Origin of the sequence: Sneathiella sp. (genome assembly GCF_029233945.1) — a bacterium.
Lineage (GTDB): Bacteria > Pseudomonadota > Alphaproteobacteria > Sneathiellales > Sneathiellaceae > Sneathiella.
Genome location: NZ_JARGOQ010000073.1, coordinates 1 through 13,271 on the forward strand (window position 1 = coordinate 1; position 13,271 = coordinate 13,271).

At 50.4% G+C, this 13,271-nt stretch carries 13 protein-coding genes; 2 read left to right on the forward strand and 11 right to left on the reverse strand.

Going from position 1 to position 13,271, the window contains the following annotated elements; translation table 11 throughout:
• Positions 1-146 precede the first annotated feature (146 nt).
• Both P1U71_RS16490 and P1U71_RS16495 read left to right on the forward strand, forming a co-directional pair.
• Positions 147-359, forward strand: coding sequence for a hypothetical protein (locus P1U71_RS16490; protein ID WP_301106746.1), 213 nt, complete (start codon positions 147-149; stop codon positions 357-359).
• A 183-nt stretch (positions 360-542) separates the two neighbouring features.
• On the forward strand, positions 543-1,178 hold the full coding sequence (locus P1U71_RS16495) for a hypothetical protein (RefSeq protein WP_301106747.1): 636 nt from the start codon (positions 543-545) through the stop codon (positions 1,176-1,178).
• 96 nt (positions 1,179-1,274) lie between these two features.
• On the opposite strand, the gene P1U71_RS16500 is transcribed toward P1U71_RS16495, so the two are convergent.
• The 11 genes from P1U71_RS16500 to P1U71_RS16550 all read right to left on the reverse strand — a co-directional run bounded on the left by P1U71_RS16500 (position 1,275) and on the right by P1U71_RS16550 (position 12,887).
• The gene (locus P1U71_RS16500; RefSeq protein WP_301106749.1) at positions 1,275-1,580 is read right to left on the reverse strand and encodes a hypothetical protein; all 306 of its coding nucleotides are present in this window, start codon (positions 1,578-1,580) and stop codon (positions 1,275-1,277) included.
• A gap of 80 nt (positions 1,581-1,660) precedes the next feature.
• Positions 1,661-2,017, reverse strand: a complete 357-nt coding sequence (locus P1U71_RS16505) for a hypothetical protein (protein ID WP_301106751.1) — start codon at positions 2,015-2,017, stop codon at positions 1,661-1,663.
• 2 nt (positions 2,018-2,019) lie between these two features.
• Complete coding sequence (locus P1U71_RS16510; RefSeq protein ID WP_301106753.1) at positions 2,020-3,861, reverse strand: hypothetical protein; 1,842 nt, start codon at positions 3,859-3,861, stop codon at positions 2,020-2,022.
• Between the two features lie 325 nt (positions 3,862-4,186).
• Positions 4,187-5,494 carry a hypothetical protein gene (locus tag P1U71_RS16515; protein ID WP_301106754.1) on the reverse strand — a complete coding sequence of 436 codons (1,308 nt, stop codon included), beginning with the start codon at positions 5,492-5,494 and terminating at the stop codon, positions 4,187-4,189.
• Entirely contained in the window at positions 5,491-5,919 is a 429-nt protein-coding gene (locus P1U71_RS16520) for a hypothetical protein (RefSeq protein ID WP_301106755.1), read from the reverse strand. The genes P1U71_RS16515 and P1U71_RS16520 overlap by 4 nt, the downstream gene beginning before the upstream one ends.
• A 163-nt stretch (positions 5,920-6,082) precedes the next feature.
• Positions 6,083-6,769 carry an enoyl-CoA hydratase/isomerase family protein gene (locus tag P1U71_RS16525; RefSeq protein WP_301106757.1) on the reverse strand — a complete coding sequence of 229 codons (687 nt, stop codon included), beginning with the start codon at positions 6,767-6,769 and terminating at the stop codon, positions 6,083-6,085.
• 138 nt (positions 6,770-6,907) lie between these two features.
• On the reverse strand, positions 6,908-7,792 hold the full coding sequence (gene purU / locus P1U71_RS16530; RefSeq protein ID WP_301106759.1) for a formyltetrahydrofolate deformylase: 885 nt from the start codon (positions 7,790-7,792) through the stop codon (positions 6,908-6,910).
• 30 nt (positions 7,793-7,822) lie between these two features.
• Positions 7,823-8,395 (reverse strand): hypothetical protein, encoded by a 573-nt coding sequence (locus tag P1U71_RS16535; RefSeq protein ID WP_301106761.1) that lies wholly within the window; start codon positions 8,393-8,395, stop codon positions 7,823-7,825.
• The gene (locus tag P1U71_RS16540; protein ID WP_301106762.1) at positions 8,388-11,345 is read right to left on the reverse strand and encodes a sarcosine oxidase subunit alpha family protein; all 2,958 of its coding nucleotides are present in this window, start codon (positions 11,343-11,345) and stop codon (positions 8,388-8,390) included. The genes P1U71_RS16535 and P1U71_RS16540 overlap by 8 nt, the downstream gene beginning before the upstream one ends.
• A complete protein-coding gene (locus tag P1U71_RS16545; protein WP_301106764.1) occupies positions 11,342-11,629 on the reverse strand; it encodes a sarcosine oxidase subunit delta in 288 nt (95 codons plus the stop codon). The genes P1U71_RS16540 and P1U71_RS16545 overlap by 4 nt, the downstream gene beginning before the upstream one ends.
• A 7-nt stretch (positions 11,630-11,636) precedes the next feature.
• Complete coding sequence (locus P1U71_RS16550; protein WP_301106766.1) at positions 11,637-12,887, reverse strand: sarcosine oxidase subunit beta family protein; 1,251 nt, start codon at positions 12,885-12,887, stop codon at positions 11,637-11,639.
• Positions 12,888-13,271: the final 384 nt, after the last annotated feature.

A 13,271-nucleotide genomic window follows, 5' to 3' on the forward strand; every position in this document is an offset into this window, starting at 1 on the left:
CTTATTTTTTACCAATATACCAGATAGGGCATCTTCCACATTATTAGTTACTCCATCTTGTATTAAGAGTATATAATATTAAATAAGATTCGCGTAGCCTGTGTGAATTTTATTGAGCGAGTAGTTTTTCTAACGAGGTTAAAGCTATGACTAAGATTAAAGGCAAAAATGACGGGCCGAGTGGCCGCAATGAGCATTATGATATTGGGGCACGAAAAAACATTCCGCGTAGAAACGTTGTTGCTGAAATTAAGCGTGGCGAGCATCCTGGTGCGCATGTCGTGACGGTCAACAATCGCGAATATGCAAGGGATAATCCCGACGCATCAGAAAATGATAATGTAAACCGTGACAAGTAAATGCGATAGCTAATGGCAAACGGGTACCGGAAGTTCTATCTGTACCGACCTTCGACTTGGTAGCTGCCCAACCCTGCGCGTCAACGTGGTCTGGGCTATGGTTGTTCGATTTGGCCCTAAAATCATCATATAAGAGCAGCAGCAAGGTGTAGACTACAACCCTCTACCGAGGGATAATTATTGATGACCGAAATTGATCCTTATGAGTACCCCATATATCCGCATGCGTATCTTAATCGCGCACGGGCGCTTCTGATGGAAGGGAATGCGCAATCCATTTTTTATGCAGCTTTTGAACTTCGCTGCTTTTTGGAATGTAGACAAGATCAATACTTGGAAGCTCAACGCGAATACGCGCGTTCAGTACCAAATCGATGGAAAATTGGTGCACAAGGAAAGGCATTGGCGGGCATATTTAAGAGTGAGAAAATACAGTATGTTGCTTGGTACGTCGAAGATGAATTAATCTTCGATGTGTATCATATCCCTGTTAGCGATGAACTCCGAGATCGCGTCGAGAAACTGGGAACTCTCCTCCATTCACAGAAAACATGGAGAGATCCAGGTGATGAATGGTGGAACGAGACTCGAAAAAATTTGGTGGAGACTTTTGAGCTTGCGTGGCTTTGCAGTCGAGGAATGCTTTTATCACCCTTGTTCCTCCATGAAGGTAAGACAGTTGGCAAATTCGCGATTAGCTGTGACAACGACATAAGAGAAAAGATTATTGCATTCATGAAAATTGGCTCGACAGGTATAATGAAAGTTGATTATCTTGAAGTACTTCCAGAGGATTGGAAATCCGATCTCGTGGTTTAAAAAGAGTTGAGCGGATTTGCCTTTTTAGTTCTTGTGCAGTTCTCGCCGTTTGGGAGCTTTTTCTCGGGATTCTAAATTAGGTAAGGGCAATAGACTTTAGTCTTGATCGAAGGCGTATTCAGAGCCAACGAAATCATCTTCTTTATTGCAAATAGTATCTGGAACTTCATAATTATCAAAGGTAGTTCGGCAAACTTCATTGAGATCTATCAGGAAATTAGTCTTTGGTACTCTAATTATATGGTGCCATACAATTTTTTCTTTACCTAGAATATTACAGCTACATTTGACATTGAGACTGCCAGGGTCATAGCTTTTCTCGTCCGCGATAACCGCACTAAAAGGCAATACGGCTAATATCAGAATGGAAAGTGCAAATGGAATCGCATTTTTTGTGTTCATATTTAATCTCCAAAACCCCATATATTTGGCAATGAACTAAAACGGTACGTGATATGCTTCTGAAAGTGAGTACTGTATTTTTAACAATTCAAAGTTATACATTTAAGAGCTTCACCAATATTATCTCCCACTGATTCTATAGCATTTTCAATTTCACGTCGGACATCATTGCGGGCTATTTGTAAAGTTTGATCAACGTTTTTCCCAAGTGATTCAGCTTCTCTCAGTACATTTTCGACTCCTTTGCCTGCTTCCTGCGCCATGACCATCGTAAGCTTGATGCTCTCTAGGTGTATATTTGCCACGCCTGCTACAACTGAATTCGGACCGATATCTGTTCCTAAAAGCTGCCTAGAAAGTTTTCGAAATTCGTTGTTTTCTCCAAAGCAATTGCCCTCCGCAAATTTTTTGTTGGCACATTGAGCAAGTTCTTTCATAGTCAACCTTCCAGCCGCACAGGTTGCAAAAGATATTGGCTCGCAGCGCATTGTAAGGCAATTTGTTGTTCAGGTGTTAGTCCATCGCTTGCCATGCAAACGCTAGTCCCAAGTGGGTCACCTCCGCCCTCAACGAGGCATTGAGCAGCCTTTTGATAGTCTTTTGGTAAACCGCTAGTTATGAGGCACCCTGCCATACTCGCCGCCTCTCCGTCATTTGACTGAACACATGAAATGGCAATTTTTATTTCAGGAGATAGTTGATTTGCTGAAGAGCAGAGTGCGAGATTGAGGCTGTCATCTTCATATTTTTCCAAACAATCTAAAATGAGATTGATGTCTTCAGAACCTGTCAACTGGCTTATACATTTTGCGTAGCCATTTTCGCCATCCAAGCACTTTTCTACAGCGATGATTTGATCAGAAATACTAGGATCAATCAAACACAAAGCATCGAGCTCTTCATCACCCGACCCCATGCAATTCGTGATTTCGATTAAGCTACCTTGATTAGTTGCCTTTAAACTACATCTCAATGACTCCAAATTGGTGTCGTTAGAATTAAAGCATTCGAATATTCTTTTCTCATCTCCATCCAAAGAACTGCTTAGAAAGCATTCGGATGTTAACGCATCGCTACTATTTTCAAGCTTGCAGTTATTATAGATGTCAACCATCTGTCCGTATGGGGGCAGACTTTTTATCCGAGGCAGTAACGATACAGTCAAATCATTTTGATCGTTGTATAATCCTGACAAGGTCAAAATGCCAAGAGCAGTTTTGTTATTTACCTTTGGCCTGCAAGTACTGTCACCTAAGCACTGAATTAGCATTGAAGGTGACACATCAAATCCTGTGCACTTCCTTAATTCATTTACATCACGAGCACCTTGAAACTGAGCACATTCTAAGATTCTAGTTCTAGCAAGCTCATTGGAAACGAAGGAAAGGCCACTCTCTTCAACAGATTTGATCATTGTAATAGCGGATACAGGATTATCAATAACATCAATAAGTGAGCTTGCGACTTGTTGAGTGGTATCGATTGTCAAGGGAACAACAACGGAATATTTTTTGGATTTTTCTCGCAATTTGAGTGCACCAAATTCGAAGTACTTTTGAAACTCGATACTTGAAGGAGGTTCAGGCCATTTGTTTGCTTCTTTTATTTCAAGAAAACTTTCGCTAATTTTTGGTTTGCCGTTGATTATCCGGATCGGCATGTTTGGTTGGAAACTTTTAGTAACATCAGCGGAGTTGTTTACCCAATACGTTAGAAGAGAAAAAGCGCGTGACGCTGGGTGATTGTTTAGCGCTGACGGAGATTTTTTGCAATTTTCGCCCGTCGTTCCGCATGTTCTATGAATGAGCGCCAAGTTAAAGGACTCGTCGTCAATTTCCGGGCCGACACATTCCGTGAGGCGTAATCGCAAATCCGAAGCCGCATTCTCAAATACTATGGCTAACGCATCGTCCGTAGAAATTGAGCCTTGAAAGTACCTCTCGCGCTCAAAAGTCACAAAAGGCGAATTGAATTCACGTTCATTAGCTAGCGCCCATATAGAGGTACGAAGCTTTTCCCCGTAGTTAAATTTCTTATCAAGGAATTTCTCACGCAGGCAGTTTCTCGTTGTATTATGTAGTGCCGCTCCTGTTGTGTCAGGACCTACAACTGCAACATAAATCTTATTGTTTAAAAATATTCTCGATTCAGGATTATAACCTACTGTCACATATCCTATTCCATACTCGAACCAAATACGATCAGCCTTGGCATCGGTAGCCATAAGGTTAAAGATAGCGACTGAAGTAATAAATAAAACTTGAGTTATATATTTTAGCATCCTAATTGCGCCTCTTTCGTACGAAGTTGCAACTATTAACTACTGCCTATAAATCCCAGAACTTTTCTATAGCTTCTTGTATTTAGTCTCATGTGTGTTTGGATATCTAGAAGATATACAATATTCTTTTTCAGATTGAAACAGTATTTTTCTAATAATGCATAGGTAGGTGTATTTACATCAACAAATGCTTTTTGTGTCGGCCCATTTTGTCTAGCAACTCAAAAATGATTTAATTGATATTTGGAGACATTGGTCAACAGCAACAATAAATTACTTAGCCCTGCGGACAAATACTTAACTTTTCGATGACCTGGACTGATTCCTAATGCTCTTGCGTAGGTCCACGATTGTGGCAAATTTCTTGTTTACCCCCATCCTTTCTAATGCGCTTGAATTCTTCACGCCGTGCGTCGAGGTTGGATTGCTGCATCTCCTTGAACTGAGAGATATCTGAGCGAAGGTCTTGCTTCTGTTCGTGGAAATGATTTTTCAACATACTAGCGCGTTCTTGGATCAAGCGGCGCTGAGCGAGCTGATTGGCGATGAACTGACCCTTAGTCCTTTGGTCTCGTTCCAGTGCTTGCTTTGCTTCTTGCTCATTCAATTGTTGGATACGTTTATGTTCTCCACGTATCCGGTCCCATATACCCTTGACGCCTGGCCTGAAACGGGACTGTCTTATGAGGGCTTCTTGTCGTTGTTGTTCGGCTTGCATGTTGAGAAAGGCTTGCCGTTCTTCTCCTAGTCTTGCGGTCAGCTGATCTCTTTCTGAGAGTAGGCTGCTCTTCTGTTGCTGCTCCTTTGCATTTACGTCTTCTTTGAATCGCAGCAGGGTAGGGAGCATACTTTTAGCGATATTATGTTTGGCTTCTGTGACGCTGGGCAGGTCCTTTTCATCGCCCAGTCTTTCTCTCACCTGGTTTGTTCTGACATTTGTCTTTTTGGGGATGGAGTAGACTTCTCCATGAACATCTACCGCCACAAAGCCGCGCCTGTCGCCTCTGGCAAGGGTATAGCCGCGTTCTTCCAGGGCATGGGTAAAAGCAGCCTTTGAATCCGAGATGGCCCAGGCATCCTGAATGGCAGTCTTTATCTCTTTTGGGCCTTTATCAATCCGTTTGGCTTGTTGCCATTCGGCATAGGTGAAGTTCTTGGGGTCGCGTTCTTCACTGTTCACCAGCCCTCGTGGCATTTTCCAGCCATGCTCAAGAAACAGCTCTCTGGACAGGGTTTTCAGCTTTGAATGATCGAAAGACATTTGTATGGCTTTCATCTCCTCAATATCAATCCGACTCCACACGGCATGGGCATGGCGTCTGCCTTCTTTTTCATGGAAGACGATGGCGCGGGGTTGGCATGAAAGGCCAAGTTGTTTTTCGGCCCGTTCGATGGCCGCTTCAAACTCGGCGATGGAGACGGTTTCTGACGGTGGTGGGTTGAACGACAGGGAATAGAGGAACTTTGTGCATTTGGTTCCTTTGCTCACCGCATAGGTTTCATTGAGGGCGCCCACCAGATCAGAAGCTGCAAACCCGCGTAGGTCATGAACCTCGATATGCTCGTTTTCTTCCTTTAATAGATGCAAAGCCAAATTCTTTGCTCCGCCGCGCTGGTTGCCTTTGAGGATCATGGGCGTTCCTCTGATTTGATGCCGAGGGCTCTAATCAATACAGAACGCATCGTACGCACATTATCACAGGCTTGATGGAGTTCGTCAGTCAGCTCAGGTGATACAGGCAAGGAGCCTGTCTCAGCGGCCATGGCGATGGCGATCAGGCTAGGACCGAGTTCTGATTGGCCCAGTATACCGAGGAATTTGGCGATTTGTTCATGGTCCATGGAAGGGCGACGGTGTTTGCGGCGATGAGATTTGCCAAGTCTAATATCATCTCCAAACAGCTTCTTGCGGATGTAAGTACCTACTGCCAGAGACCCCGCATCATGTTGGAGCTGGGCTCGTTCTTCCTCACTTAGCCGCAGAGATAAGGGTGATGGGCGTTTCTTCTTCGGCTTGGCAACGACCTTTACGAACTGGGCATGGAGGACAGAACTCATAATTCTGGCCCTCCGAGATCATTGGAAAGATTAATTCCTGAATGTTTGAGTTGGTGTTCCCAGTCGGCCAGTTCTTCGAAGAGAGAGTTCAAACTTTCTCTCTCTAGGGGCACCATTCCTACATTATCCCATATCCAAAATAAGTGGATCCTCATGGCTGGGATCAAGTTTTGAATAAAGCTTCTATACCGCTGTCTCTGGCTTGGTGAACCTGATCGATGAGGGTGCGGCGGATTTGGGATTTCACAGCCCGAAAGCCAGGGTGGGTGTTTAATTCTTTTGCCCGGGCCAGAGCGCAGGCGCGAATCTCTTCCGGAGACGTCAACTCATCAAAGATCATATGGTTTGCAAGGAAAGATGAGGAGACAGCTTGGCTGGAAAGTGTCAGATGTCGGCGGAGTGGGGCCGGAATTTCACGGGCGATAATCCGCTCCGGTCCGGATGGAAAGGGCACACCAGCACGCGACTCCTGTAATCCAAAGCGCGCGGCACCGTCATTTGTCGCAACGCGATAGTCTGTGCATAGGGTCAGGACCAGCCCGCCGCCCAGCGCATGGCCACCAACAGCCGCGATAACGGGGCCGGGGATGGATAGCAAGTGAAATGTCATGTCGGTAATTGCGAGCGCCATGTCGTGACGTTCCTCTGGTGAGTAGCTGGCGAAGGCCTTGACATCAACTCCCGCACAAAAAGCCTTTCCTGAACCTTCAAGAACCAGCGGTAATTCGGGATCATGCATCTTGAACAAGGAGCCGAGTGATCGGATCGCGACAAGATCGATGGCGTTCATCGGCGGTCGGTCAATTGTAATAACCTTGACCCCATCCTCTAAGATCTCGTTAATTGGCATTTGTTCTCCCTCACTCTCCTCTATTTTTCAACCTGGCAATTTCAGCTGCCCAGCTTTTATATATCAATTATTGCAGGGTATGCGGCAATGCGTTAGCCAGTTTTTATGACGGGCAGATTTTTTGCTTAGCTAGCCTTCCTATCCCATCCTCTCGGAGGCATAACTGCCGGGGCTTGCGGGAAAGACGACCGTTTTGTTGCCGTTAATAAAAACCCGCAGGTGGATATGGGCATGGATTGCGCGGGAGAGAACCTGACTCTCCACATCGCGGCCAAGGCTCACGTAATCTGCCGGGCTTTGCGCATGGCTGACGCGGACTGTGTCCTGCTCGATAATCGGGCCCTCATCGAGATCCGCTGTTACATAATGCGACGTCGCCCCGATCAGCTTGACGCCCCGTTCGAACGCCTGTTTGTAGGGGTTGGCGCCCTTAAAGCTTGGCAGGAAAGAGTGGTGGATATTAATAATCCGTCCCGACATCTTCTTGCACATTTCGTCTGACAGAACCTGCATATAACGCGCAAGGACGATAAGCTCCGCGCCGGTTTCCTCAACGATGGCCATCTGCCGGGCTTCGGCCTCTTTTTTATTCTCCTTCGTCACCTTGATATGGTGGAAGGGGATATCGTGATTAACGACGACCTTCTGATATTCGAAATGATTGGAAATCACGGCGACGATCTCGATCGGCAGCGCGCCGATCCGCCATCGGTACAGGAGATCGTTGAGGCAATGGCCAAAGCGGGAGACCATGATAACCACCTTCATCTTCTCCGATTCATCATGGAAACCGAATTGCATTCCGAACCGCTCCCCCACTTCGGCGAATCCGTCCGATAGCGCGGAAAGATCTTTACCTTCCTCGCTCTGGAAGCTGATCCGCATAAAGAAGTTGCCGGTTTCCTGATCGTCGAACTGGGCGCTGTCCGTGATATTACAGCCGTTTGTGGCAAGAAATGCGGAAATGGCCGCGACGATACCCCGTGTGGATTTGCATTTTACGGTAAGTGCAAATGATTGCATGGCAAAGTTACTTTCCTGAAAAACTGAACGTCAGGCGACACTAAGCGCCGCTGTGACGAGAGTATGATGAAGTGAGGACGCCGAGGAGCGGGGCCCGACAATTGTGAAATTCCTACCTGATTCACGGCAGATGATCAAGCAACCGAGATGTTCAATCAGGCAGCGTGTTGCATCTCCCGCCACGAGTGTTTTACTATTCAGGTTGCAAATCCTCTCCAAAAACGGGATCAGATTGTCGCCTTTTAGATCGAAAATAACCCAGCCGTCCGTCTGCTCCGTCACGCTGGCGCTGTCCTTGACAATGTTCTTTATCTCGGCGGCATAATCGGGATGCTCCGATAGCGGGGCCATCAGGAACCATTGATCAACCCCCGTCCAGATCGCTGTGGTGCTGTTAGAAAAGATAGCCCGGCCCGGCCCGGATAGGCTGCCACCAAGGATCGACGTCAGAACAGTTTGCAATTGCTGGTCTCGCCCTTGCCGAACGGTAAGCGAGGCAATTGCGAGATCAGGGTTTTCGCATATGGTGATACCGCCGATTGTCTTGGTAACCGGGCTGTCCCTTCCAAGCGCAGTCAGTGGGGTAAGCAGATGTTCAGACACGGAGCCGCTCTCCTTCCGGATCGATGAAATGGGGGCTGGTAACGGTCGCCTCAATATCGCTATTATCAAGCGGGCTCACGATACGGATTACCTCGCCATGGCGCGCATCTCCCTTTTTAAGAAAGGCGAGGGCGATTGAGGATCCGACATGCGGCGAATAGGCGGCAGAGGTGACCCAACCTTGATCATTCTTCGCATTGGCGGTGTCTTTGATACTCATTAGATGCGCGCCTGACAGGATCGTATCTTCGGCGTTTACTGGCCTCAACCCGACCAGCCGATAATCATCCTCCCGGATCAAATGCGGGCGGCCTGCGAGAACCCGGCCGATGCTGTCTTTCTTTTGCGAGACCATACGTCCCATGCCAAGCATGGCGGCGGTACTCTGGCCGTTTAGCTCGTTCCCTGCGGCGTGACCCTTCTCGATCCGGAGGACCCCCAGCGCCTCCGTCCCGTAGGGAATGGCATCGAACTCCCTGCCCGCTTCAATCACCCGGCGGACGAGGGCATCGCCATATCTTGTAGGAACGGCAATCTCATAAGCCAGCTCCCCGGAGAAGGAAATCCGGAAAAGCCGCGCGCGCAATCCACCGCAGATCGTGACCTCACCGCAGGCCATATAGGGGAAGGCCTCGTTCGAGATGTCATATGCGGGATCGACGATTTTTTGCAGGAGCTTGCGCGCGTTCGGTCCCGCCACCGCGAACTGCGCCCACGCTTCGGTGGTTGAGATGAGCTGCACACCAAGACCCGGCCATAGGCATTGACGGCAAAATTCCATATGACGGAAGACAGACACCGCATTGGCGGTTGTCGTCGTCACAACGAAATGATCCTCGGCAAGCCGCGCCGCGGTGCCGTCATCCATGGCGAGGCCATCCTCACGCAGCATCAGGCCATAGCGCGCCTTGCCGACGGGCAGTTTGGCGAAACCATTGCAATAGACATGATTGAGGAATTCTGCCGCATCCGTGCCCTGCACATCAATCTTACCCAGCGTCGTTACATCACAAACGCCGACGGATTTCCGAACGGCAAGAACCTCCCGATCAACTGATTGCCGCCAGTGGGTTTCACCTTCTATCGGGAACCATTGGGCACGGAGCCAGTTGCCCGCCTCAACGAAGACTGCGCCCTGTTTCTCTGCCCATTTATGGCTGGGCGTGAGGCGGTAGGGACGGAAATTCTTGCCCCGGGACCGTCCGGCGATCGCCCCCATCGACACAGGGGTATAGGGCGGACGAAAGATGGTCGTCCCGACGTCCGATATGGATTTCCCGCCAAGGTCGGCAAGAACGGCAAGCGCTCCGAGATTAGCAGTCTTTCCCTGATCCGTCGCCATGCCGAGGGTGGTGTATCGCTTCACATGCTCAACGGATTTAAATCCTTCCTGATGGGCGAGTTTGATGTCCTTGACCGTCACATCATTCTGCAGGTCCAGCCAGACGCGGCCTTTCCCGCCCCTCACATACCAGAAGGGAGCAATATTGACGGGTGCGTCTTCCGCCTTGGAAAGGTTTGGCATTCTGGCGGAAATATCCAACTCCTTCAGCACCTGGATGGCTTTTTCTGCGCCCGATTGAAGCGCGCCATGGGTTGAAAAGATGCCTGCTGCAGCGCCCGCGACGCGCAAAGCTGGATCGCTTATCGGCGCGGGAACAAAGGCCAAGATGTCGTCATTCCAGATCGGTCGCCCGCGTTTATGGCAGGTCAGATGCACATTCGGATTCCACCCGCCAGCACCACCGAAAGCGCCGCAAGTGATCTCTTTCTCCGATCCGTCCTGCAGTCGGACTTTTACGGAGTTAAGACCGAGCCGCCCGCGACTGTCGATGACCTCCGCTCCTTTGAGGACTTCGAACTCTGCCGATGCAGGGGCATCGGCGCGGCAATCGACCAGGGCGGCGATATTGACACCCTTGGCGGCAAGGTCCCGCGCAGTACGGTGCCCGTCATCATTGTTGGTAAAAATAACGACATCTTTTGCCGGCGTTACTGCCCATCGGTTGGCGTAGGCGCGCAGGGCCCCCGCCAGCATCACGCCCGGTCTGTCGTTATTCTCAAAGGCGATGGGGCGTTCCGTCGCTCCGGCGGTGAGCAGCGCGCGTTTCGAATAAATACGCCAGAGAATTTGGCGCGGTTTGTGGGTGGGCGGTTCCGGTAGATGATCAGATATCCGCTCTATCGCGCTAAAGATACCATGATCATACTGTCCGAAAACTGTCGTTCGCGTCATCAGCCGCACATTCGGCAGGGTGGACAATTCCCCGACAACATCTGACACCCAATCATTAGCCGACAGATCCGCCAGAAGATCCCTCTCCGCGAGGAGACGACCGCCAAAGGCGAAATCTTCTTCGGCGAGGATGACCTCCGCTCCCGCCCGACCCGCTGTCAGGGCTGCCGCAAGTCCGCTCGGCCCCGCGCCAATGATCAGCAGGTCACAGTGCAGAAACCCCTTGTCATAGACGTCCGGGTCTTCCTCACCTGAGAGGCGCCCAAGTCCGGCGGCGCGGCGAATGGCCGGTTCATAGACCTTCTCCCAGAAGGCGGCGGGCCACATAAAGGTTTTGTAGTAAAATCCGGCCGAGAGGAAAGAGGAGAGTACATCACTAACTGCCAGAGCATCGAACCGAAGTGACGGAAATCGGTTCTGGCTTTGCGCTTCCAATCCATCATACAGCTCGGCGACCGTTGCGCGGGTATTGGGCTCTCGCCGCGCGCCGCTTCGAAGCTCAACAAGGGCGTTCGGCTCCTCTGATCCGGCGGAGAAAACACCGCGCGGGCGGTGATACTTGAAACTCCGTCCCATCAAGCGAACATTATTGGCGAGCAGCGCGGACGACAGGGTGTCACCCACGTAGCCGGTATAATTCTTTCCATCAAAAGAAAAGGAGAGGGGACGGTTCCGGTCAATCTGGCCACCGTTGAGGCGGTTTTTCTGGCTCATCTGTCCCGCCCCCGCCGCTTTGCATAGTCCGAGGCAAGCTCCACATCAGTAATCTCATGCGTTGTCATATCGCGCGTAACAACCAGCCATGCGCGATCCCCCTGCTCATGAAACCAGAGTTCCTTATGACTGCCTGCCGGGTTATCCCGAAGATAGAGATAGTCATGGAAATCCTCGAGCGCCGTTTCCGCATTCACGTCGGGCCGGTCAATCAGGCTCGCATCGCCGAGATAGACAAATTCCTGCGCATCGCGGGGACCTAGCAAAGGATGGTTGATAATCATGCTAGCCTCAATGCAGGTTCGGTTGGGCGCCCGCGCCCTTTTCGTCAATCATGGCGCCGGTCCTGAATCGGTCCAGCCGAAGCGCGGTCGCTGTTTTATGCGGCGTATCGGTTGCCAGCAAATGCGCGAACACATAGCCCGACGCGGGCGTTGCCTTGAACCCGCCATAGCACCAGCCGCCATTGAAATAGAGCCCCTCGATCGGAGTTTTGTCGATGAAGGGGGAGCCATCCATCGACATATCCATCAATCCGCCCCACATCCGCAGCAGCCGCGCCCGCCCGATCATCGGCATCAGCGCCATGCCGCCTTCCAACACATCCTCGACAACCGGCAGATTGCCGCGCTGGGCATAGCTGTTATAGCCGTCAATATCGCCGCCGAAGACAAGCCCGCCCTTGTCGGACTGGCTGATGTAGAAATGTCCCGCGCCGAAGGTAATAACCCCCGGGATTACCGGTTTCAGTCCTTCGGAGACAAAAGCCTGCAGGACATGGCTTTCGATGGGCAGGCGCAGGCCCGCCATCGCCATAACGCGGGAGGAACTACCGGCAACCGCAACGCCGACCTTTTTCGCGCCGATATATCCCCGGCTGGTCTTCACCCCCTTAATCGCGCCAGTCTCGATCTTAAATCCGGTCACTTCGCAATTCTGGATAATATCCACCCCATGATTGTCGGCGGATCGGGCATAGCCCCAGGCGACGGCGTCATGGCGCACCGTGCCGCCCCGCCGCTGCAGTAATCCGCCCTTGATGGGGAAACGCGCATTCTCGAAATCAAGGAAGGGCGCTATCTCGCGAACCTGTCCCTGATCAAGGAGTTCCGCATCCGCGCCATTCAGGCGCATCGCATTGCCGCGCCGCCGGTACGCATCGCGCTGGGCATCACTGTGGCAGAGGTTTAGAATGCCGCGCTGGCTCACCATGGCATTGTAATTGAGGTCCTGTTCCAACCCTTCCCAGAGCTTGAGCGAGAATTCATACAAGGGCTCGTTACCATCGAGCAGGTAGTTGGAGCGGATAATCGTCGTATTCCGCCCGACATTGCCGCCGCCGATCCAACCTTTTTCCAATACGGCAATTCGCGACTTTTTATAGACCTTCGAAAGATAATGCGCGGTCGCCAGGCCATGCCCGCCGCCGCCAACGATGATATAATCATACTTAGCCTGCGGCGCGGGATCGCGCCACACCGGCTTCCATCCGGTATGCCCTCGCAACCCTTCCGTCAACAGCTTGAAGGCGGAATAACGCAATCTCGGTTCCTTTCACAACTGTCAGAACAATTGCATACTGCCGCATGTCCAATTGTTCTGACAGTGTCATGATTGACGTCAAAAAAGACATACAGAGCAGGATTATAAAGGCGAAACGCGGGATGGCATTCATTTTGGGTGGAGTATAGCTCCTGCATTTTCGCCAATGGCTTGGCGATACCCAAAGGCGGAGAGACATGGCAGATGAAGACATAACCTACAGGTCATGGGGCTGCTTCACCGTTATTGCCCTGTATTGGTGATTTTTTCCGGAGCCATTGCTTAGTAGCAGTACTGAATTTTTCTCTTTCGCCTTCATCCAGTATCGATGGCGCACCCGACACGATTCGAACGTGTGACCTCTGCCTTCGGAGGGCAGCGCTC

Excerpts from the sequence above, each read along its gene's own strand:
- P1U71_RS16495 (WP_301106747.1), top strand. The coding sequence starts at position 543 with ATGACCGAAATTGATCCTTATGAGTACCCCATATATCCGCATGCGTAT.
- P1U71_RS16540 (WP_301106762.1), bottom strand. The coding sequence starts at position 11,345 with ATGAGCCAGAAAAACCGCCTCAACGGTGGCCAGATTGACCGGAACCGT.
- P1U71_RS16510 (WP_301106753.1), bottom strand. The coding sequence starts at position 3,861 with ATGCTAAAATATATAACTCAAGTTTTATTTATTACTTCAGTCGCTATC.
- P1U71_RS16490 (WP_301106746.1), top strand. The coding sequence starts at position 147 with ATGACTAAGATTAAAGGCAAAAATGACGGGCCGAGTGGCCGCAATGAG.
- P1U71_RS16515 (WP_301106754.1), bottom strand. The coding sequence starts at position 5,494 with ATGATCCTCAAAGGCAACCAGCGCGGCGGAGCAAAGAATTTGGCTTTG.
- P1U71_RS16500 (WP_301106749.1), bottom strand. The coding sequence starts at position 1,580 with ATGAACACAAAAAATGCGATTCCATTTGCACTTTCCATTCTGATATTA.
- purU (WP_301106759.1), bottom strand. The coding sequence starts at position 7,792 with ATGCAATCATTTGCACTTACCGTAAAATGCAAATCCACACGGGGTATC.
- P1U71_RS16505 (WP_301106751.1), bottom strand. The coding sequence starts at position 2,017 with ATGAAAGAACTTGCTCAATGTGCCAACAAAAAATTTGCGGAGGGCAAT.
- P1U71_RS16525 (WP_301106757.1), bottom strand. The coding sequence starts at position 6,769 with ATGCCAATTAACGAGATCTTAGAGGATGGGGTCAAGGTTATTACAATT.
- P1U71_RS16545 (WP_301106764.1), bottom strand. The coding sequence starts at position 11,629 with ATGATTATCAACCATCCTTTGCTAGGTCCCCGCGATGCGCAGGAATTT.
- P1U71_RS16520 (WP_301106755.1), bottom strand. The coding sequence starts at position 5,919 with ATGAGTTCTGTCCTCCATGCCCAGTTCGTAAAGGTCGTTGCCAAGCCG.